The following is a 20,544-nucleotide window of genomic DNA, read 5'->3' on the forward strand; positions in this document are numbered from 1 at the left end:
AGCGGCGCATCACCCTGATGCGCCGTTCGTGTATTGCCAAGCCTCCGGCGTCGATTCGCTAAAAAAGTCCGGCCTCTTTCATGCTGAACCACGATTCGCCGCCGACGATCAAGTGATCGATCAGCTCAATCCCCAGCATCTGCCCGGCCGCCGCCAGTTGCTTGGTCATCTCCACGTCCTCGGGCGACGGTTCGGGATCGCCGCTCGGGTGGTTGTGAACAACGATAACGGATACCGCGCGGTGCGTGACGGCCGGGCGAAACACTTCGCGCGGATGCAGGATCGCGCTGGTCAGGGTTCCGATGGAAATGACTTCGTCCGCGACCAATCGCTGACGCGAATTCAGATATAGCCCGCGAAACTGCTCACGTCGCAAATTCATCATGTCCGCGGTATGTCGAAAGACGTCCTCCGGCCCGCGCAGAATCGGAAAGTCCTCACCCGAGCGCGCGAAAAAGCGGCGGCCAAGTTCAAACGCCGCGACGATCTGCAAGGCGCGCGGCCGGCTGATCTTCAGCGATTCACTCAGCCGGTCCGGGTCACGCTCCTCGGCGACCGCGCGCGAGCCGTACTCTTTGACCACGCGCTGGGCCAGCTTGCTGAAGCGGTGCGTCGATTCGCCGGCGGACATCACCAGCGAGAGCAGGTCCGCCGTGACCATGGTCTCGATTTCGGGTGCATCCGGCCGGGGCAGCTCGGGCAACTTGGTTCGCGCGATCTGCGCTTCCTCAACCGCAACTTCGGCCAGCGCGGAGGACTCCGCGGCGAATAAGGACCCCTCCGGCGCCGCGGTCGCGTAACTGGTCTTCTTCATCCCGAACAAGAGCGCAAAACTCGGAGGCTCAACACCGCCAATCTCGATGCGCCGCTTGACGTCGATTAGGCGATGCTCGAACTCGTCGCGGCGCGCCCCGACGCGCCCCAGCGATGGGATCAGATCGGTCTTGAGCCGGTCCAGACACTCGCGCTTGTAGCCGAACTTCGCCGCGTTGTCCCCGCTGAAATCCTGCGGACCGTAGTCCACCACACGCAGATGGTGGATGTCGCGCATCCGCAATTCCGCGCGGATCTCATCGACGGTCGGCACGACCAAGGTCAGGCCGGTGATCGCCATGTCGCGATCCAACAGGAGGCGATCCAACTCGAGCAGGTTGAGTTGCTGCTCGTTCAGCACCCGACCGCTGCTCTCGAGTACGACAAGACTCGCGCGCTGGTGCAACACGCGGGTGCACTCCTTGAGGAATGCGCGCCAATCAGGTACACGCGAACAAACGCGGCCGACATACACGACATCGAACTCGTTGTCGCCGAAGGGCAGAATCGACGTGTCCGGCAAGATGGTTACATTCGTGTTCCGCACCGCGCTTTCCGGGCGCGGCGGCGGTGCGAGTACCGGTTGAACGCGCACGCATTCCACGGACTCGAACCGACGTGAGACGATCGGAACGAGCGTATCTCGCTCGCTCTCGACGATGAGCGCGCGGCGGCCGCTGAATCGGCCGAGCGCTTCCACGAGCGGTTCGCAACGAATCCAGAGGTTATCCAACACTCGCTCCACTCTCGATAGTTCCGTCCACGGTCAAGAGTCTCAACTCCCCGTTCTGTTTGGCGGCCAGCAGCATCCCCTGCGACTCCTCACCGCGAAGCCGGGCCGGCTTGAGATTGGCCACGACGATGATCAACCTGCCGATCAGTGACTCCGGCGAGTAGAACTGAGCGATGCCCGCGATGATCTGGCGCCGTTCAACGCCAACCTCAATTTGCAGTTTCAACAGCTTGTCGGCCTTCTCGACGCGTTCCGCCGAAAGTACCCGGGCCACTCGCAATTGTACTTTGCTGAAATCGCCAATCTCGATTAAATCAACCGTCGGTTGCGGTGGCGCGACAGCGGCCGCAGCCGACGGCGACACATCGGGGAAGAACTCGGGCAGCAGCCGCGGCAGCTCCCGCTCTTCGATCCGCGGAAAGAGCGGCTCGCCATGGACAAGTTTGGCACCGGAACGCAGACCGCCCCAGCGCGCCGATTCGGCGAGCGTGAACCGCTCGACCGGCACACCCAACCGGGCAAACACGACACTCGTGCGCTCGGGCATCACCGGCGACAACAACACGGCGGCAATGCGCAAGGCCTCGGCACACTCGTATAGCACTTCGCCGCAACGGATCTTGTCGGTTTTCGCCAACGCCCACGGCGCCGAGCCTTCAAAGTAACGGTTCGTCGCGCGTACGAGCTGCATCGTCTCCTCGACCAGCGTATGGAACTTGAGTTGGTCCAGCAGCTCGGGAATCTGAGCGACCAATCGCGCGGAATGGCTCGCGAGTGCTCCGGGTACGGCCGGGCCGACCGGAATCAGTCCGTCGAAGTGATCGACCACGAGCTTGGATATCCGTGAGAGCAGATTCCCAAAATCGTTCGCCAGATCGCTGTTGATCCGCTGCACCATCGAATCCAGCGAATAGCCGGCGTCGATGCCAAAGACCATGTCCCGCAGCAAGAAGTACCGAATGGAGTCCGCCCCGAACGCGCGCACCAGCGGCTCCACGGGCATCATCGGCCCGGCGGATTTCGAGATCTTCTCGCCCTTGTGCGTCCAGTAGCCGTGCACGGAAAGATGTTGAAACGGCTCGATCCCGGCCGCCTTCAACATCGTCGGCCAGTAGATGCCGTGCGGCTTCAGAATGTCCTTGCCGATAATGTGCTCGACCGCCGACCAGTGCCGCGACCACTGCGGATCGCCGTCATAACCGACGCCCGTCAGGTAGTTCAGCAGTGCGTCGAACCAAACATACGTGACGTAGTTCCTGTCGAACGGAATCTCGATTCCCCACGACAAGCGCGTGCGCGGCCGGGAAATGCAGAGATCGTCGAGCGGCTCCCGCAGATAGCCGAGCGCCTCGTTGCGATATCGTTCCGGCCGGATGAATTGCGGATCGCGCTGAATCTTGTCAATCAACCAGTCCTGATACTTGCTCATGCGGAAGAAGTAGTTCTGCTCCTGCACGTACTCCGGAACCGTGCCGTGCGTGGGGCACTTGCCCTCGATGAGCTCCTTCTCGGTCAAGAACCGCTCACACCCCGTGCAGTAGTGGCCGCCGTACTCGCCGAAATAGATGTCGCCGCTATCATAGACCCGTTGCAGGATCTTCTGCACAAGCGCGACATGCGCGGGTTCGGTGGTGCGAACAAACCGGTCGTAGGCAATGTGCAGCTTGGGCCAGAGCACCTTAAATCGCGCGCTGACCGTGTCCGTCCAGTCTTGCGGCGATACGCCCGCCGCCGCCGCCGACTTGGCGATCTTCTCGCCGTGCTCATCGGTGCCCGTCAGATAGAACGCCGTCTCGCCCAGCAGCCGGTGATAGCGTGCCAACGTGTCCGCCAGCACCGTCGTGTACGAGGTGCCGATGTGCGGATCGGCGTTCACATAGTAAATCGGCGTCGTTATGTAATAGGACTTCTGCACTGACTATTCCTCGTCTCCGTCGTCATCGTCGTCCGTTTCGGTGCCGGCCTGCGCCGGAGCAGGTCCCGTGGCGGCGCCACCGACGGCTCCCGAGCCGGGCTTCTTCTTGCGACGACGGCGCCGCTTCTTTTTTGTCGGTTCCGCGCTCTTCGGCGTCGCATCCACGTTCTGGCCGAAACGTACCTCGCCGCTGCCATCCTGTGCCTGCATGCCAAGACCGCCCCCGGCCAACAACGTGATCTTCTCCGCACCCTCGACGCTTTCCGGTGCCGTTTCGATCTGGCTCTTGACGGCCTGAGGTTTAGGCAACGCCGTCGCCGGCTTGCGACCACAAGTGCAAATGCACTCCGACCGCGGCATCTCGGGCTTCCAGTTTGAAATCTGCAAGAACTCCTCGCGGGAGTACTTGTCAACCGTGCCATCGCCGAAGCGAATCTGAATCTGCTCGCGCATCACGTCAAGCTTGTCGATCACACCTTCCTGCTTGGACTCGTCCTTGACGGGATGGCCAACCTTGGGACACGAGCGCTGGAAGTCGCGATATACGTCTAACTCGTAGCGCAAACAGCACTTGAGGCGGCCGCACACCCCCGAGAGTTTCGACGGATTCAGCGGCAGGAACTGGTCCCGCGGCATCTGCGTCGTGATCGGTTTGAACTCGCTCAGAAACGTGGCACAGCATAGGGGACGTCCGCAAATCCCGTACCCGTTGGTGCGCTTCGTCTCATCCCGCGCCCCGATCTGGCGCAGATCAATCCGGGTCCGGAATGTCGTGGCCAAGTCCTTGACCAATTCCCGGAAATCCACCCGCCCCTCGGCTGTGAAGTAAAACGTCATCTTGCGGCCATCCCACTGCAGCTCGACATCGACGACCTTCATGTCCAAGTGGTGCTCGCCGACCTTCTTACGGGCGCCGCGTTTGGCCTCGAGCTCGCGGTCCCGATTCTGATCGAGTACCCGAAGGTCTGCCGTTGTGGCGCGGCGTAACACGCGGTAGGGCAGATTGTCACTGCCCTGCATCCCGCCACGCCAGCCCAGGTGGCTGATCTTGCCCAAGTCCAGCCCCCGCTCCACATCCACAATCGCGGGTTCGCCGACGGCGAAGGGAAACTGCATGGGATTCGCCGCAAATTCCTTGCGCCGACCCTTGAATTCTATTTCGAGGACATCAAGCATCATCTATGCGGGCGCTCCGGATGGACGAGCGCCCGCCGTGGACCGAAGGCGTCATGGAGGCGAATCGCCAAAGAGTAGTAAACGTAGTCGGGCGAATAGTACCGTTCCAAATGTGCCGCCGCCCTCTCGATCTCGCTGACCGCCCGGTCCGGCAACGCGTGAGGAAACGCACGGACCAATTTGTCAACCACATCCTGCTGGGCGTCGAACGCGAGCGGAACCGGGGGATGACCGGCGTAGGCGCGGTAGAGGGACACATCATGCCAGAACGCAATCATCAGATCGAGAATCCGCCCGCGTCCGGCGTCCGCGCCACTGGTGAACTCTTCGATAAGCTTCTGCAACTTCACGGGATCGCAACCCGTCGCCGTCGTACGCATGAAATCGATAATTTGATTCTGAGTGGCATTCAAATCCGAACTGAGCAGTTCGCGCGCGCGCGCGACGCTGCCGCGGCTCAGCGCGGCAACCGAGGTCGCCAACGCTCGCTCGACGCCGCGCTCGCTCAGATGGTCAATCAGCAATGAAGTCGGCAATCCGTTCAACCGGATCCGGCGACATCGCGAGCGCACGGTGTCCTTGAGCTCGCCCTCGTGTTCCGTGATCAAGATGAAGTGCGTTCGTTCCGGCGGATCTTCCAGCGTCTTCAGGAACGCACTCTGCGCTTCGGTGTTCATGGTGTCCGCGTGACAGACGATAAACACCTTGCGCCGAGCCTGAAACGGCGTCTTGTTCGCCATGCGCACAAGCCAGCGCGTGTAGCCGATCCGGATCGCGTCCTCGCTGCGGGATACGCGGTCCTCGCCGTCCTTGCCGCGGCTCTTGGGTAATCTGGTTTCCGCGTACGGGTCGGCCGCGAGTTGATCCAGGCGCTGACGCACGAGCTCCGATATCCGCAGCACAATCTCTTCCTCTTCTTCGTCGGCGTGCTTCTTTTTGGGCAACGGAAAGAGCACATGCAGATCCGGATGCTGAAACTGAACAGACAGGCGACACTGCGGACACTCGCCGCACGAGCCGGTTTCAGTCGGGCGATCGCACAACAACAAGACGGCCAGCTCCTGTGCAACCCCGAACTTGCCGACTCCCCGCGGGCCGCTGATGAGATAGGAGTGCGCGGGTTCGCCCGCCCATACGCGTACGCGCAATGCCGCCCGCACGGATTCCTGTCCTACGAGCGCAAAACGCTCGACCGGCGCCTTTGCTGATTTCCCTACCGCGGCTGCAGCCATTCCAGCGGATCCTTCTTGTCGCGACCGGACCATACTTCGAAATGCACGCGATAGTCTTCAGCGGCCGGATCGAAACCCGGATATCCGATGGACTGCCCCGGCTTGAGCATTTCATTAGCGGCAACTCGCACTTGGCCGAGCCGCGCATAAACCGTGTAAAACGAGCCCGGGTGCTCCACGATGCACACATTGCCGAACCCCCGCAGCCAACTGACTGAAGATACCCGCCCTTCGGCAACCGACAGGACTTCGGCATCCGGACTCGCCGCCAGCTCGATCCCCGGATTCTCTGTGACCGTAGCAAGCTCCGCGTTCTTCTGCAACCCGAATTTCCCGACCACTCTGCCGCTCACCGGCCACGGTAAGAGACCTTTCAACATGCTGAGCGGAACTCCGGAAATCGGCTCCCCCCGCGAAATCCGCTCGATCAGGTCCTGAATAGCAGCCTGCGCCGCGATGATCTCCTCCCGTCGCCCCTCAAGCAACTCGCGATCGTTCTTCACGCTGCTGATCTGCGACTTCAGCTCGCTGCGGCCACGCAGGAGACCGGCCGCGTCGATGGAGTAGTTCCGCTCGATGGATTCTGCGTCAAGCCGCCTCGCCGCGAGCTGGTCCTTCCGCCACTTGAGCGCAGTCGTCCGCTCCAACACCTGCGATTCCGCGTCAATGAGCGTGTCCATCGCTAACTTGGCCGCGCGAATCTCCGCATCCTGAGCCGACTGAATCCTCCGGATGACCAGCCTCCGATTCATCAGTTCGAGCCAACTGTCTGATCCCAACAAAAACTCCAGCGAAGTCCACGTCGCCAGCCGACGGTCGGTCAACATCGTGTGCGACATCGATTCGCCGATTTCGCGACGACGATCATCGTAAACCAGAATCGAACTGCCCAAAACAGTCAGGTCGTCCTCGCGACGCACGATCTCCGCCTCCATCGTCTCGATGCTATCGCGCAAGTCCTTGACCAGACGGCGTTGTTCGCGCAGTAATTGATCGTGGAGGCTGAATCGCTGCTCGGCGAGGTCGAGGCGCCCCAGCAAGTCCGTCTCGTGCCTCCGACCTAGTTCCAGCTCGTTGTCCAGTCGGGCTACCGCCGCCCGCAGGGAGTCCAGCGTGTGAGACGGAACGGCCAGCAAGCCCGTACTCGTGCCGGATTCCGCACAACCGCCAGAAGATATTGTAAATAAATATGTTACGGCAATCAGCAGAATTGACCACATTAGCATTAAAGATAATAGACCGGGTGCCAACTTGCAAGACATTGCCTGCGCTTTGCAATTCCCGCGCAGCCGAGCTATATTTCCGGGGAGACGGCAGGGAACAGTCCTTGGTGAACTGCCGTTCGCTCAATATAGCAGCAGGTCCGGCCGTTGCCGAAGAGGAAGCCCGAAACCATGTCCCTGATCGCCGCCCTCTCTTTGATCTTGTCCGCTGCGTCCCTTTGGGCCGCGCCCTACGCTTGTCAACTGGCGAAATCGGCCACGCGGGAGCACGATGCGTCGCGTCGCACACTGGATGCCGACAGTTTGCATGGCTACGACATGCTCTCGCTCGATCTCGACTACAGCGTCACGGCGGAAGCGGTTCCCATGACCGGAATCGCCACGGTCCAGCTGCTCTGTCGCGAATCGATGGATGACATTCCCTTTAACGCGGAGGGGACGCAAATCCTGTCCGTAACCGAGGGCGACGCCTACCTGCCGTTCGTGCATGGGAACGACACGGTGTGGGTTGAACGCCCGGCTGAGCCGGGTGATACACTGCGTCTCTCTTTCATGCTCTCCGTCCCGGGAAGCTGGGAGCACTCGGAGGTCGGCTTCCACTGGGGAGTGTCCTATTATACCTTCGGAGAACCCTACGGGTCCCGGCGATGGTATCCATGCTGGGATCAGCCCTATGACAAGTTCGATCGGATCCGGACAGCCGTTGAACATCCCGATGATTGGTCCCTGGCGTCGAATGGAGTCCGTGTCGAAACGACATACCCCGCACCGGGCCGGCGGCGGGACGTTTACGAACACGATCACCCGATTTCGACATACCTGGTGATGATGGCCGCCGGTCCGTATGCGGAACGTTATGAGACCGTCAACGGTGTGGACTATCGATACTTCACGTGGCGTGCGGATTCCATGAAGGCTGCCTACGACTGGGAGCGGACACCGCAGATGGTACAGGCATTCAGCGAAAGATACGGAGCTTACCCGTTCCGGGAGTACGGCATGGTCGAAGCCGAGCTGTTCTATGGGTGGGGCGCGATGGAGCACCAGACCTTCACGACGATGGGATACCACTTACTCGATAGCGTCCGAACGTACGAAGGCATCGTGGCTCACGAACTCAGTCACCAATGGTTTGGTGACCACCTGAGCCCGGTGGACTTTCGCCACATTTGGCTGAACGAGGGGTTTGCCACTTTCTGTGACGTGTTGTGGTCTGAGGTATCGGAGGACCGGGCCGCATATCTGACCAAGCTGGCGTTGTTCGCCGAACATTATTTCGCGGAAGACAGGCAGTTCCGCTATGCATCGTATGATCCGCCGCCGCAGTATCTGTTCGGCACCTGCGAATATCAGAAGCCCGCCTGGATGTTGCATATGCTACGGGAACAACTGCTCGGCGACAGCCTGTTTTACGCGGCAATTCGGGAGTACGTCGAGCGCTTTGCCGGTGGAAACGTGGCCACCGAGGATTTCATACAAACGGTTGAAGACGTGTCCGGCCGTGAACTCCAGTGGTTCTTCGATCAGTGGATCTACGGCATGGGCCATCCTGAATTGGAGATCTCCGTTCAGCCCGGCGCGCCGGATGAGCACCATGTGACCGTGACGGTTGAACAGCGTCAGCAGAATGCGCCGTTGTTCACGTTTCCATTGGCGATCCAGACGTGGATTGGACCGAATTCGCGGCTCGATACGCTTTGGTTCAGTCAGGTGACACAGTCGCGCGCAATCGATGTGGGATCGGGAAACCTGGTTTCGTCCGCAAGTCTGTCCGAGTACCAGCCGCTCTTGTATCAGGGCACCGGGGCGGCGTTGTCACCATCAAACCCGGTTGTCGTTACGGGCTTCACGCTTGCGCCGGCCTATCCGAATCCATTCAACGCGGTCACACACATTCCGTTCACGATGTCTCAACCGGCCCGCGTTGTGGTCGATCTCTTCGACATCTCCGGTCGCTTCGTTGCGCGGGTGGTGGACGGCAACTATGCCGTCGGCCCACACGCGGCAGCACTCGACTTGAGTCGATACGCGACCGGCGTTTACTTGCTGCGCGCCGGGACGGATGCGCAGTCGGCGATTCAACGACTGGTCCTGCTGAAGTGAACCCCCCGCGGTTTAGCGTCGTGATCCCCGCGCACAATGAGCAGTTTGAACTGCCGCGCACGCTCGCGGCGTTCGACGTCGCGCGCGACCACTATGCCGGGCAGGGAGGAGCGGGCAGCTTCGAGTTCATTGTGGTTGATAACCTGTCCACGGATGCCACGGCCGAGATTGCCCGAGCCTGGGGCGCGCGCGTGGTCCGCGAGGAAGAACGTCAGATCGCGCGCGTTCGAAACACCGGCGTCCGCGCCGCGTCCGGCGACATTGTGGTCACGTGCGACGCGGATAGCGCTCCTCATCCCGGGATATTTGTCTCCGTTGACCGCCTGATGCGCGGAAATACCTTCGCGGGTGGCGTGCGGATCTGGGCGGAAGATATTCGAGCGAGTTGGTATCTGCCCTTTCTGATGGTGAATGCCGCCAGCGTCGTGATGCGATTGCCCTGTGGCATGTTCTTCCTGCGGCGCGAGGATTACCTTGCACTGGGCGGCTTCGATGAGAACTTGTACGCCCTCGAAGACGTCGAATTCGCCCGCCGGCTGCGCAAGGAAGCGCGCCGTCGGGGAATGCGAATCGCCACGCTGACGAACCGCCCAATTCTCACGAGTACCCGCAAGCTGCGACTTCGCCGCGGCTCCGAGTTGATCCGCTGGTTTACGTTGGGGCTATTGCGCCCCCGCAAATATCTCACCCGTCGCGAGTACTGGGACGCCATTTACTACGGCCCCGGACTGCGCGACAAACACGAGCCTTCCTCATGAACCTCGCCATCCTCGCCGTCGGAAAGCTCCGCGAACCTTATTACAAAGCCGGCGTTCAGGATTACCTCGAGCGAATCGCCCGCTGGCTGCCGATTGAACAGTTGGAAGTCGCCGTCGGTACCTCGGAAGAAAGTAACGGCAAGGGCACCGGAACGCTCGTTCGCGAGGCTGATCAACTCGAAAAGCAGCTCCAGAGACCCGGAATCGTCGTGGCGATGGACGTACTGGGCAAGCAGTTCTCGACCGAGCAATTCTCGGCGTGGATCGTCGAATCCATGAACCGTTCGATCGGTAGGATCACCTTTGTGATCGGCGGAGCGTGGGGATTGGATCGGCGAATCTTGGAGCAAGCGGACCTGAGACTATCCCTGTCCGCGATGACACTACCGCACGAATTGGCGCGGCTGGTGCTGGCCGAGCAAATTTATCGGGCCTTGTCCTTGTGGAAGAACCTGCCGTATCATAAGCAATAATAATAAGATACTTCTGGCTTGAAAGTCTGCGTCTATTTCCGTAAATTGGGCCAGCGCTTCGCTCCAACAGAAATCATGTCCGACCTCAATCACGAAACAGTCTTAGAGACCCTCAAGGGGGTCAAATTTCCGCGATTGTCCCGCGATATCGTGTCGTTCGGGATTGTCAAGGGCATCGAGATCGAGAGCAAACGGATCGTCGTGAAAATCAATGTGGCGTCGCGGGATCCGAATATTCCGATCATCATCGAGCAGGACGTGACAAAGGCGCTGCATGCCATTGCTGGAGCGCGCGAGATTCAGGTTGCCATGACCTGGGTGCAGCCCGAATCTGCGCCGCAGACGCCGATGCGCGACCCGCATGCGCGACCGCCTTCGGACCAACCATTGTTGCCCGGAGTTCGCACAAAGATCGCCGTGGCCTCGGGCAAGGGCGGTGTGGGGAAGAGCACGGTGGCCGCCGGGCTTGCCATGATGCTGCAGAAGCTCGGTCATACGGTCGGGCTTGTGGATTTCGACGTGTACGGCCCCAGCGTACCGACACTCATGGGCGTACACACCCGGGCCCGCGCCTTCAACAACCGGATCCTGCCGATCGAGCACAATGGCCTGAAACTGATGTCGATGGGCTTTCTTGTCGATCCGGACACGCCCATGATCTGGCGCGGACCGATGGTTCACCAGGCCACCGAACAATTCCTGCGCGATGTGGAATGGGGTGAACTGGATGCGCTGATCGTTGACCTGCCGCCGGGTACAGGCGACGCCCAAATGACGCTTTCGCAAAAGATCAATCTGGACGGCGCGATCATCGTTTCGACACCGCAGGACCTGGCCTTGATCGATGCTCGTAAAGGCGCCGCCATGTTCGAAAAGCTCAATGTCCCGATTCTGGGCATCGTGGAAAACATGTCCGGATTCACTTGCGATCATTGCGGCGAAATCACGTATATTTTCGGCAAGGGTGGCGCGGAAGCTGAAGCCCGTCGATTGGGCGTGCCGCTCTTGGCTGCGATTCCGCTCGTACCGGCGCTCGTGGCCGCTTCCGATGCCGGCGACCCGACATCCGCAATCGAGGCCCATGCCGGATTGCGACAGCAGTTTCTCGACATTGCGACGCGTGTTGCCGACCAGATCGGACTGGTTTCACCGGCTCCACTGACGAGGTGAATTGCATGCCCACTCCCGAACAAGTCTATCAGGCCTTGGCGCAAGTCTATGACCCGGAGCTGGCGCTCCCGATCACCGATCTCGGACTCGTCTATGATGTGCAAGTTGAGGGCTCCCGCGCCGATGTCAAAGTCACGCTCACTTCTCCCGGCTGCGCACTCGGCGGTACGATTGTGGAGTACGCCCGCCGCGCCGCGCTCGGAGTGGAGGGTATCGAAGACGCGATTGTCGATATTGTTTGGGATCCGCCGTGGTCCATCGACATGATGAGTGACGAAGCACGAATGCGCCTCGGTATGCTTTGACATCGCCGACCGCTCTTCCCCTTTAAGCATGTTTCCCGCGAGAACAGTAAGGGCCCATTCCTCGAACGCGACTCGAACGAACGGCAACCCATCGCAAACTCGCGGTGGGTTCCCTCGTTTCCACGCCCCTGTCGGCTGACTCATCGTTTGACCCAATATTCAGCAAAGATGACCGTCATTACCAAAGCAACGCTCGTTGACCAAGCCGGGTTTAATCGCACGATCACCCGGCTCGCGCACGAGATCATTGAGCGCAATCGCGGGACCGCACAACTCGGCCTGATCGGGATGCAGACCCGGGGAGTCTTCATTGCCCGGCGAATCGCCGCGAAAATCGCCGAAATCGAACAGTCGAATTTGCCCGTCGGCGTGCTCGATCCGGTCATGTATCGCGACGACTATCGCCGCGCACTGAAACAGCCGCAGGTGCAGGTGACCGAGATTCCCTTTGATCTGGATCACATGAACGTGGTGCTCGTGGACGATGTGCTATACACCGGGCGGACGGTCCGCGCGGCGCTCGATGCACTCATGGATATCGGCAGACCGCGGCGCATTCAGCTCGCGGTACTCGTCGATCGCGGACACCGGGAATTGCCGATCAAAGCGGACTTCGTCGGCAAGAACGTACCCACCAGTATCAATGAAGAAGTCGCCGTGCGCATGTCGGAAGTGGACGGCGATGATGCCGTGTTGCTGGTCGAGGTGCAGAATCCATGAGTCTGCTGTCCCACAAGCACATGCTTGGTCTGCGTGACTATTCCGAGCAGGATATCACGATCATCCTCGATACTGCCGAGCGCATGCGCGAAATTCTCGATCGACCGGTCAAGAAAGTGCCCACGCTCCGCGGCGTCACGGTCGTCAACCTCTTCTTCGAGTCCTCAACGCGGACGCGCACCAGCTTTGAACTCGCCGAAAAACGACTATCCGCGGATACGCTGAACTTCTCCGCCTCGGGCAGCGCCGTCGAAAAAGGGGAAACGCTGCTCGATACCGCCCGCAACATTGAAGCGATGAGAATCGACGTCGTGGTGATGCGCCACAAGTCGCCGGGCAGTCCGCACTTCCTCGCCCGGCACCTCGATTCGATCATCGTGAATGCCGGTGACGGCCGCCACGAACACCCCACGCAGGCGCTGCTCGATATGCTCACACTGCGGGAGAAATTCGGAACCCTAAAGGGGCTGCGGGTCTGCCTCGTCGGAGATATCCTGCATTCGCGCGTGGCGATGTCAAATATCGTCGGACTCAAGACGATGGGCGCCAACGTGGTGCTCTGCGGTCCGGCCACCCTGATCCCGCGCGGGATCGAACGCTTCGGCGTCGAAATCACGCATAGCCTCGACGACGCCATTCAGCACTGCGACGCGTTGAATATCCTGCGGATCCAGTTAGAGCGACAGCAGAGCGGGTTGTTCCCGTCCTTGCGTGAATACCAGAAGTATTTCGGCCTGACTCGCGAGCGGCTCGACAAGGCGCCCAATCCGTTGACGGTACTGCATCCCGGTCCGATCAACCGCGGAGTAGAGATCACCTCCGATGTCGCCGATGGCGAGCACTCGGTGATCCTGCGGCAGGTTACCAACGGCGTCGCCGTGCGGATGGCCGTGCTCTACCTGCTCGCGGGCGGCCGTGCCGAACCGGAGAGCAAATGAAGTCCAGCTCCATGAACCCCAAGTACGCGTCCATCGATCATCCCGCACCGGCCCGCTCGATCTACTTTGAAGGCGCTCGTTTGATTGATCCGCGCTCCGGAATCGACCAGGCCGCCGGCCTGCTCATTCGCGACGGCCTGATCTCGGTCAATCCCCAACAGATCCCCGAGGGAACCGATCGCTTCGACCTGCGCGGGCACTGGATCACTCCGGGCTGGTTTGATCTGCATGTGCATTTGCGTGAGCCGGGCCGCGAAGTCGCGGAGACGATTGTCAGCGGATGTCACGCCGCTATGGCCGGCGGCTTTACGGGCGTCGCCTGCATGCCCAATACCGATCCGCCGCTCGATAACGCGGGCCTCGTCGGCTGGGTTCGCGACCAGGCCAAGGGCCTGCCCATCGACGTCCACGTCATCGCCGCGGCGACGCGTGAACGCAAGGGTAAAGAACTGGTGGATATGTCAGAACTGGTCGAAGCGGGTGTTCGCGCGTTCACGGACGACGGCTCGCCGATTCGCAGCAGCGCGGTCCTGCGGCATGCCATGGAATATGCCAATATGCTCGGCGCGCGCATCTTCGAGCATGCAGAGGACAGTGAACTCGTTCAGGGCGGCGCCATGAACGAGAGCGAGTGGTCCACCAGCCTTGGACTCCCCGGCATGCCCGCGATCGGCGAGACGATTGATGTGGTCCGCTGCATACTCATTTCGGAATATACCGGCGCGGCGATCCACCTCTGCCACGTCTCGACGAAGGAATCCGTGCACTGGATTCGTGAGGCCAAGCGCAGGGGCATCCGGGTTACCGCGGAGGTGTGTCCACACCACTTGCTGCTGAATGACTCGGCGTGCAAAGAATTCGACACGAATTTCAAAATGAATCCACCGCTTCGCGCTGAAGCGGACCGGCTGGCCTGTATCGAGGGCTTCCGCGACGGCACACTCGATGTTTACTGCACGGACCACGCGCCGCATCCGTGGGAATCCAAAGCGCAGGAGTTCGATGTCGCGCCGTTCGGAGTGGTCGGTCTGGAAACGGCGATGGGGATTGCGCTCACTCACTTTGTTCCGACCATGATGGACTTGAACACGTTGCTGGAGCGCGTCGTGTACGCGCCCCGCGCGATTCTGGCACAGCCGGTTCCAAGTCTCGTGAGTGGTGCGCCCGCGAACCTGACGCTGATTGATCCGGATGCAACCATGACCGTTGACCCGGCCACGTTCCGGTCGCGGTCGCGCAACACTGCTTTCGCGGGTTGGCCGTTGAAAGGCAAGGCCATGGGTGTGGTGAACCGCGGGCTGGCCTACATCGCCTGACCACGCGCCGAAGCAAGGGGAACTGTGCGTTCGCGGTGAGAGTATCGCAAGTAGTGTATTCCTTCGGCAGGTCGTCGCCGCTAACTCATCGATAGCGATTATGCCTCATTCATCGAAAATTTTCGCGATCCCGTCGCTCGTTGCTGCCTTGATGGCCGTGGCATTGCTTGGATGTTCAAAGCGGGAAATCACGGATGGCACGGTCGTCTCGATCCTCTATACCAGCGATGTTCGCGGAAAGGTCGAGGGTTGCGGCTGCAAGCACAACGGAGGCGGAATAACCAAGCGCAGCGCCAAGATCAAGTTGATTCGAGCGGAGGATGCCAGTGCCGTTTACTGTGACGCGGGAAATTGGGCCACCGGGACACCCGCAGCCGACAGCAGCAAGGGCATGCTCAGCGTCGCGACTTACAATCAGATGGCAACCTCCGTGGTCAATGTCTCGGAACGCGAGTTGGCATTCGGCTACGACGCTTTCAGAAGCGCGCGCAAGGATTCCAAGTTCGCCTACGTATCCGCGAACTTGAAGGTCGGTGGTTCGGCGGTCGCGGACCCGTACATTGTCAAGGAGGTTAAGGAAGCTCGTGTCGCGTTCATTGGCTTGTGTGGCACACGCGACGTCATGCGATTCGACAGTTTGAAATTGCCGGCGGATGCCACCGTTGAAGATCCACTGACCGCCGCTCGGCGGAACGTCGCCGCGCTCTTGGACGAAGTAGATCTGATCATATTGTTGTCAACCTGCGGCGATGCTGTGGATTCGAGCCTGGCCGCCGCGCTTCCCCAAATCGCGTTGATTGTCGGCGGACGAAGTTACCGGCCAAATAGCGACGCCCCGTGGGTTGTCGGGAACACCCGCGTCGTGCGAGCCGCACGCGATGGGCGCTCGATGGGAAGGATGGACATGGTCTTCGGACCGGATCGCAAAATTAAGATGTACAATCCGACGACGATCACGATGGAAGTCGGTGATCCGAGCGACGATGTCATGCTCGCCGTAGTGCGGAAGTTCATCCCGAAGTTCATTGACAATCCGACCGATGGAGTACGAATCGAGCCGGCCGACGTGTCCGTCGCGAGTTCCAAACCGTCGGAATAACAACGCCAAACTCAGGTACTAAATTGCAGAGAAGCCCGGTCAATCGACCGGGCTTCTGCATGTCTTGCCGGCTGATGGTTACAGCTTGTCGCCCAATTCGTAGCCTGTGCCGCGGGAGGTCTCCAGATAGGCAGACAGTAGGTCAACACAGGACTCCAGGTCCGCTTTGCTCACGGTTTCGACTGTCGAGTGCACATATCGCACCGGCACGGAAAGCGTCGCGACCGCGCAATGCCCGCTGAACATCCGCAATCCCCCCGCATCGGTGCCGCCGCGCGGCAGAATCTCCAGTTGGTACTTGAGCTTGCGCTGCTTGGCGAGATCGCGCAGCTCGCGAATTAACTTCGGATTCGAAATCGACGCACCATCCATAACCTTGAGTGCTGCGCCGTCGCCGAGTCGCGTGATGTGATCCTGCGCCTGCGATCCCGGCGTGTCCACCGCAATCGTGATGTCGAGCGCAATCCCGACATCCGGCCGAATGTCCTGCGCCGACGCAATCGCTCCGCGAATCCCCACTTCTTCCTGGACCGTGGCGACTGCGTAGATATCGACCGTATGCTTTTTCACGCGGCGTAGTGCTTCGACCATCAACCACACCCCGAAACGGTTATCGACGGCCTTGCCCGTGAAGCAATCGCCGATCTCTTCCAGCGTACGCGCCATCGTTACCGGATCTCCAACTTCGACCATGGACTGCACGGGCTTGGCCGGCAACCCGAGATCCACAAAGTAATCCGTGACCCTGAGCGGCTTCTTGGCCTCCTCTTCGGAGAGCACGTGGACCGGTTTGCTTCCGATTACTCCCAGCAGCCGTTTCTTCGCCGTGTGGACATAGACACGCTGTGCCATCATCGTCCGGGGGTCCCAGCCGCCAACCGGCTGCAGCCGAAGAAACCCTTCCTTGTCCACATGACTGACCAGAAATCCGATCTCATCCATGTGGGCGGCAAGCATCACCTTCTTCTTGCCCGATCCCTTCTTGTAACCGATCAGGTTGCCCATCGAGTCGGTGGTCACCTTGCACCCCACCGTCGTCAGCTCCTTGCGAATCAGTGCCCGAATGCCTTCCTCACGGCCGGATACCGCATGGGCGTCGGCCAGCGTCTTCAGCAGACTGAAATCCAAAGCAAACCTCCTTTGTCCGTATGTTCACGCGCACACGAAATCCAATCTAATGATTCAGAGACCATTAGCAAGCCGTTTGTTGCGGCATGCATGCAAAAGAGCCGTCACGATCTGACTCGTGACGGCTCAAACTCAATTCCCGCAACCGGCCGATCAGTCCATCTGCCGCCGCAGGAATGCCGGGATCTCGAATCGCGAGTCTTCACCGAATTCCTCGCCCACAATCAGCGGCTCGGGTCGTCCGTTGATATCGCGTGTGAGCCGGCGAATGTTCGACGGATCGCCCGCCCGGCTGGCTACCGCATCAAACGATCGAAATTCCGGCGATACCGGGCGGATCGACTCCGCCGCGCGCTGCACCACGACCGGACGAGTAGCCGAAATCGCGGCTACCGAAATCGGCTTCGCGGACTGCTGCTGGTTAAACCCCGTCGCGATTACCGTCACGCGCAGCTCACCGGTCAAATTCGGATCAATCACCGCGCCAAAAATGACCTCTGCATCCTCGCCGGCAGCGTCATAGATCGTCTGTGTCGCATCCGATACATCGTGCAATGCGAGATCGGTGCCGCCCGAGATGTTAATCAGAATCGCGCGCGCGCCGGCAATCGATACCTCTTCGAGCAGGGGCGAGGAGATCGCCTTCTGCGCGGCTTCGATCGCGCGGTGTTCGCCGGTCCCGGTGCCGACGCCCATCAGCGCGTCTCCCATCTGTGCCATGACGGTCCGCACGTCCGCGAAATCTACGTTCACCATACCCGGTACCGCGATCAGGTCGGAAATGCCCTTCGTCGCCTGCAACAGCACGTTGTCCGCCATGTTGAAGGCTTCGACCAAGGTGGTATTGCGGTCCACGATGGAGATCAGCCGCTGGTTCGGGATGACGATCAGCGTATCGACATGTTCCTTAAGCTCGGACAATCCGCGTTCCGCCTGCGCGCTGCGCTTCTTGCCCTCAAACGAGAAGGGCTTGGTCACGATGCCGACCGAGAGGGCGCCGATTTCCTTCGCAATCCGGGCCACCGTCGGGGCCGCGCCGGTTCCCGTACCGCCGCCCATGCCGGCGGTGATGAATACCATGTCCGCGCCTTCAATCGCCTCGCGGATATCGTCGCAATTCTCGGCGACTGCCTGCCGCCCCACTTCCGGATTTGCGCCCGCCCCCAACCCGCGCGTGACCTCGCGGCCAATCTGAATGCGGCGCGGCGAGCGATTCTGCTGAAGCGCCTGCGCATCCGTGTTCACTGCTATGAAATCCACGCTCTGCAACCCGGCATCGATCATGCAGTTCAGCGCATTGCCGCCCGCGCCGCCGACGCCGACGACCTTCATCTTCGCGCCGCCGCTGATTTCGTCCGCAAACCGAAAACGTACGGGATCCATCGATTGACCTCCTGAAGAAAGACTATATTTCTAAAAGATTCCTTGCAACCATTCCCTGACGCGACCGGAGGCCGCGTTCGACCATTTGCGGCCGTTGGCCATCGCCAGCGGTTCGCGCTCCACCCGCGTCAGCGCGTACCGAATCAGTCCGAGCGCCGTCGAATACTTCGGACCGATATGAATCGAATCGTGCGCCGGAAGATCACGCGGCGCTCCGATGCGCACCGGAAGCGCAAAAATCTCCTCCGCCAATTCCGCCATTCCCGCCATCGACGCTCCGCCCCCGGTCAAAATGACCCCGGCGGCCGCATGCTCGAGCATCCGCGCACGCTGCAGTTCCTCCCGCGCCAGCGTCAGAATCTCCTCAACCCGCGGCGCAATGATTCCCAACAGCATCGATCGACTCAGTGCGCGCGGCTCCCGGCCGCCGACGCCCGGGATTTCCAAGAACTCGTTCTGGCTGATGGCGCGCGCGTGAGCAGCGCCCTGCTCGATCTTGATCGTCTCCGCCGACTCCACCGGCGTCCGCAGACCTACGGCGATATCGCGCGTGATGTAATCACCGCCGTACCCCACTACCGCGCTGTGACGAATCGTGCCATTGTGAAACACCGCGAGATCAGTAGTGCCGCCGCCAATGTCGAGCAGGATTGCGCCCAGCTCCATCTCGTCCCGCGTGAGCACACTGGTCGCGGAAGCCAACGGCTCCAGCACCAGGTCCATCACGTTCAAGTCCGCTCGCTTGCAACACGTCAGGATATTCTGCGCCGACGACAGCGCGCACGTGACAATGTGAACGTTGGCCTCTAATCGCACTCCCGCCATGCCGACCGGCGAGCGAATACCGCGCTCTGAATCCACGACAAATTCCTGCGGAATAACATGCAGCACGCGTCGATCCAGCGGCAAGGCTACCGCGCTGGCGGCCTCGACGACTCGCTCAACGTCCGGACTCGTGACCTCGCCGGTCTGCGATCCCCGACTGCGGCTCACCGGAATCGCGCCGCGGGAATTCAGACTGCGCACGTGCTCGCCGGCCACGCCCACCCAGACCGTGTGAATCCGCTCGCCCGAATCCGCCTCCGCCAGCTCAACGGATTTCTCGATGTCTTCCGTCGTTTGCTCAAGATTAATCACGACGCCGCGCCGCAAGCCCCGCGATGGCACGCAGCCAACACCGAGAATGTGCAGCGCTTCGCGTTCGCCCGGTTCCGCGACGACCGTCAACACTTTGGTCGTCCCGATGTCCACCCCGCAAATCAGGTCGCGGTGACTGGCTGACTTCTTCATCCGTTCAGTCGCTCCTCAATTGGACGTCCAGCCGTAACGATTACCTTTCCCGCAAATCGTAAGTCGATCAATTGCGTCGCCCCGTCGGCGGGGCGATCCTCGCCGTATGCAAAGTAGCTCGCCAACGCTGTCCACGCCAGTTCTCCAACGCCGTGGCCCAATCGCAGCTCCACCGTCGGGCGCGCCAGCGACGCGTAAATTTCGTCACCACGGTAGTACAACTCGCTGAGGTTCTGCCAACTGTCCACCGAGACTCTTCGCACCGTCACGGCCTCGTTCAACAGCGCGAGCGTTTCCGCGTCTCGCAGCACTCGCCCCACCGTGGTTTGAACCGAGTGGGGAGGAAGCAACAGCGGCAGATCCCAAACCCAGCGCTCCGACGGCGGCGGAACCGCCATACTGTCCGCCGTGACAATGATCATCGATTGCTGCCGGATCGCCGCAATTGGCTCGCGTTCCGTGATCAGAATCTCAATCGTATCCGGAAACCGTCGACTGACCCGGGCTCGTTTGATCCACGGCTGCGACTCCAACCGGGTTTCGACGACTTCCGTTGAAACCCGAAACATCGCGGACGCCAGCGGAACACCGGCCGCCTTCAATACGGCGTCCTTCGTCAGCAAGTGCTCCCCGTCCACAAGCACTTGCCGCACGCGAAATCGTTCGGCGATCGTTACCAACCGTCCGGATACCGCGCGGAACAGCGGACCGCGGAAAACAACCAGCAGTAACGCCGCCACGACCAGAACTCCCACGGAGATCAGTCGCA

The 20,544-nt window shown here is 60.7% G+C and carries 18 protein-coding genes; 9 read left to right on the top strand and 9 right to left on the bottom strand.

The window, feature by feature from the left end:
- Positions 1–58: 58 nt before the first annotated feature.
- Genes radC through HZB60_08795 form a run of 5 tightly spaced genes read right to left on the bottom strand, consistent with a single transcriptional unit; the run spans position 59 to position 7,089 of the window.
- A complete protein-coding gene (gene radC / locus HZB60_08775; protein MBI5059853.1) occupies positions 59–1,558 on the bottom strand; it encodes a DNA repair protein RadC in 1,500 nt (499 codons plus the stop codon).
- On the bottom strand, positions 1,539–3,461 hold the full coding sequence (gene metG / locus HZB60_08780; protein ID MBI5059854.1) for a methionine--tRNA ligase: 1,923 nt from the start codon (positions 3,459–3,461) through the stop codon (positions 1,539–1,541). The genes radC and metG overlap by 20 nt, the downstream gene beginning before the upstream one ends.
- A 3-nt stretch (positions 3,462–3,464) precedes the next feature.
- Entirely contained in the window at positions 3,465–4,640 is a 1,176-nt protein-coding gene (locus HZB60_08785; GenBank protein ID MBI5059855.1) for a stage 0 sporulation protein, read from the bottom strand.
- Positions 4,637–5,869, bottom strand: a complete 1,233-nt coding sequence (locus tag HZB60_08790; protein MBI5059856.1) for a hypothetical protein — start codon at positions 5,867–5,869, stop codon at positions 4,637–4,639. The genes HZB60_08785 and HZB60_08790 overlap by 4 nt, the downstream gene beginning before the upstream one ends.
- The gene (locus HZB60_08795; protein MBI5059857.1) at positions 5,851–7,089 is read right to left on the bottom strand and encodes a peptidoglycan DD-metalloendopeptidase family protein; all 1,239 of its coding nucleotides are present in this window, start codon (positions 7,087–7,089) and stop codon (positions 5,851–5,853) included. The genes HZB60_08790 and HZB60_08795 overlap by 19 nt, the downstream gene beginning before the upstream one ends.
- A 174-nt stretch (positions 7,090–7,263) precedes the next feature.
- Here HZB60_08795 and HZB60_08800 point away from each other — a divergent pair, with 174 nt between their 5' ends.
- The 9 genes from HZB60_08800 to HZB60_08840 all read left to right on the top strand — a co-directional run bounded on the left by HZB60_08800 (position 7,264) and on the right by HZB60_08840 (position 15,974).
- Positions 7,264–9,195, top strand: a complete 1,932-nt coding sequence (locus tag HZB60_08800) for a T9SS type A sorting domain-containing protein (protein MBI5059858.1) — start codon at positions 7,264–7,266, stop codon at positions 9,193–9,195.
- The gene (locus tag HZB60_08805; protein ID MBI5059859.1) at positions 9,192–9,953 is read left to right on the top strand and encodes a glycosyltransferase; all 762 of its coding nucleotides are present in this window, start codon (positions 9,192–9,194) and stop codon (positions 9,951–9,953) included. The genes HZB60_08800 and HZB60_08805 overlap by 4 nt, the downstream gene beginning before the upstream one ends.
- Complete coding sequence (locus HZB60_08810) at positions 9,950–10,426, top strand: 23S rRNA (pseudouridine(1915)-N(3))-methyltransferase RlmH (GenBank protein ID MBI5059860.1); 477 nt, start codon at positions 9,950–9,952, stop codon at positions 10,424–10,426. Before HZB60_08805 ends, HZB60_08810 begins: the two co-directional genes overlap by 4 nt.
- Positions 10,427–10,501: 75 nt before the next feature.
- Complete coding sequence (locus HZB60_08815; GenBank protein MBI5059861.1) at positions 10,502–11,596, top strand: Mrp/NBP35 family ATP-binding protein; 1,095 nt, start codon at positions 10,502–10,504, stop codon at positions 11,594–11,596.
- A gap of 5 nt (positions 11,597–11,601) precedes the next feature.
- Entirely contained in the window at positions 11,602–11,901 is a 300-nt protein-coding gene (locus tag HZB60_08820) for a metal-sulfur cluster assembly factor (protein ID MBI5059862.1), read from the top strand.
- A 168-nt stretch (positions 11,902–12,069) separates the two neighbouring features.
- Entirely contained in the window at positions 12,070–12,621 is a 552-nt protein-coding gene (pyrR, locus tag HZB60_08825) for a bifunctional pyr operon transcriptional regulator/uracil phosphoribosyltransferase PyrR (GenBank protein MBI5059863.1), read from the top strand.
- Positions 12,618–13,559 (top strand): aspartate carbamoyltransferase catalytic subunit, encoded by a 942-nt coding sequence (locus HZB60_08830; protein MBI5059864.1) that lies wholly within the window; start codon positions 12,618–12,620, stop codon positions 13,557–13,559. Before pyrR ends, HZB60_08830 begins: the two co-directional genes overlap by 4 nt.
- Entirely contained in the window at positions 13,556–14,875 is a 1,320-nt protein-coding gene (locus HZB60_08835; GenBank protein MBI5059865.1) for a dihydroorotase, read from the top strand. Before HZB60_08830 ends, HZB60_08835 begins: the two co-directional genes overlap by 4 nt.
- Positions 14,876–14,975: 100 nt before the next feature.
- Positions 14,976–15,974, top strand: a complete 999-nt coding sequence (locus HZB60_08840; protein ID MBI5059866.1) for a hypothetical protein — start codon at positions 14,976–14,978, stop codon at positions 15,972–15,974.
- A gap of 78 nt (positions 15,975–16,052) precedes the next feature.
- Here the strand turns inward: HZB60_08840 and HZB60_08845 are convergent, their stop codons facing one another.
- The 4 genes from HZB60_08845 to HZB60_08860 all read right to left on the bottom strand — a co-directional run bounded on the left by HZB60_08845 (position 16,053) and on the right by HZB60_08860 (position 20,515).
- Positions 16,053–17,102 (bottom strand): M42 family metallopeptidase, encoded by a 1,050-nt coding sequence (locus tag HZB60_08845; GenBank protein MBI5059867.1) that lies wholly within the window; start codon positions 17,100–17,102, stop codon positions 16,053–16,055.
- A gap of 153 nt (positions 17,103–17,255) precedes the next feature.
- On the bottom strand, positions 17,256–18,485 hold the full coding sequence (ftsZ, locus tag HZB60_08850) for a cell division protein FtsZ (protein ID MBI5059868.1): 1,230 nt from the start codon (positions 18,483–18,485) through the stop codon (positions 17,256–17,258).
- Positions 18,486–18,515: 30 nt separating this feature from the next.
- Positions 18,516–19,775, bottom strand: coding sequence for a cell division protein FtsA (ftsA, locus tag HZB60_08855; GenBank protein MBI5059869.1), 1,260 nt, complete (start codon positions 19,773–19,775; stop codon positions 18,516–18,518).
- Entirely contained in the window at positions 19,772–20,515 is a 744-nt protein-coding gene (locus HZB60_08860) for an FtsQ-type POTRA domain-containing protein (protein MBI5059870.1), read from the bottom strand. Before HZB60_08860 ends, ftsA begins: the two co-directional genes overlap by 4 nt.
- Positions 20,516–20,544 lie beyond the last annotated feature (29 nt).

Source organism: candidate division KSB1 bacterium (assembly GCA_016214895.1).
Classification (GTDB): domain Bacteria; phylum Electryoneota; class RPQS01; order RPQS01; family RPQS01; genus JACRMR01.

Bases quoted from the DNA above. Each gene is read 5' to 3' on its own strand.
- HZB60_08840 (MBI5059866.1), top strand. From the start codon at position 14,976: ATGCCTCATTCATCGAAAATTTTCGCGATCCCGTCGCTCGTTGCTGCC.
- HZB60_08795 (MBI5059857.1), bottom strand. From the start codon at position 7,089: ATGTGGTCAATTCTGCTGATTGCCGTAACATATTTATTTACAATATCT.
- ftsZ (MBI5059868.1), bottom strand. From the start codon at position 18,485: ATGGATCCCGTACGTTTTCGGTTTGCGGACGAAATCAGCGGCGGCGCG.
- HZB60_08835 (MBI5059865.1), top strand. From the start codon at position 13,556: ATGAAGTCCAGCTCCATGAACCCCAAGTACGCGTCCATCGATCATCCC.
- HZB60_08800 (MBI5059858.1), top strand. From the start codon at position 7,264: ATGTCCCTGATCGCCGCCCTCTCTTTGATCTTGTCCGCTGCGTCCCTT.
- HZB60_08810 (MBI5059860.1), top strand. From the start codon at position 9,950: ATGAACCTCGCCATCCTCGCCGTCGGAAAGCTCCGCGAACCTTATTAC.
- pyrR (MBI5059863.1), top strand. From the start codon at position 12,070: ATGACCGTCATTACCAAAGCAACGCTCGTTGACCAAGCCGGGTTTAAT.
- HZB60_08785 (MBI5059855.1), bottom strand. From the start codon at position 4,640: ATGATGCTTGATGTCCTCGAAATAGAATTCAAGGGTCGGCGCAAGGAA.
- HZB60_08815 (MBI5059861.1), top strand. From the start codon at position 10,502: ATGTCCGACCTCAATCACGAAACAGTCTTAGAGACCCTCAAGGGGGTC.
- ftsA (MBI5059869.1), bottom strand. From the start codon at position 19,775: ATGAAGAAGTCAGCCAGTCACCGCGACCTGATTTGCGGGGTGGACATC.
- HZB60_08790 (MBI5059856.1), bottom strand. From the start codon at position 5,869: ATGGCTGCAGCCGCGGTAGGGAAATCAGCAAAGGCGCCGGTCGAGCGT.
- HZB60_08830 (MBI5059864.1), top strand. From the start codon at position 12,618: ATGAGTCTGCTGTCCCACAAGCACATGCTTGGTCTGCGTGACTATTCC.
- HZB60_08820 (MBI5059862.1), top strand. From the start codon at position 11,602: ATGCCCACTCCCGAACAAGTCTATCAGGCCTTGGCGCAAGTCTATGAC.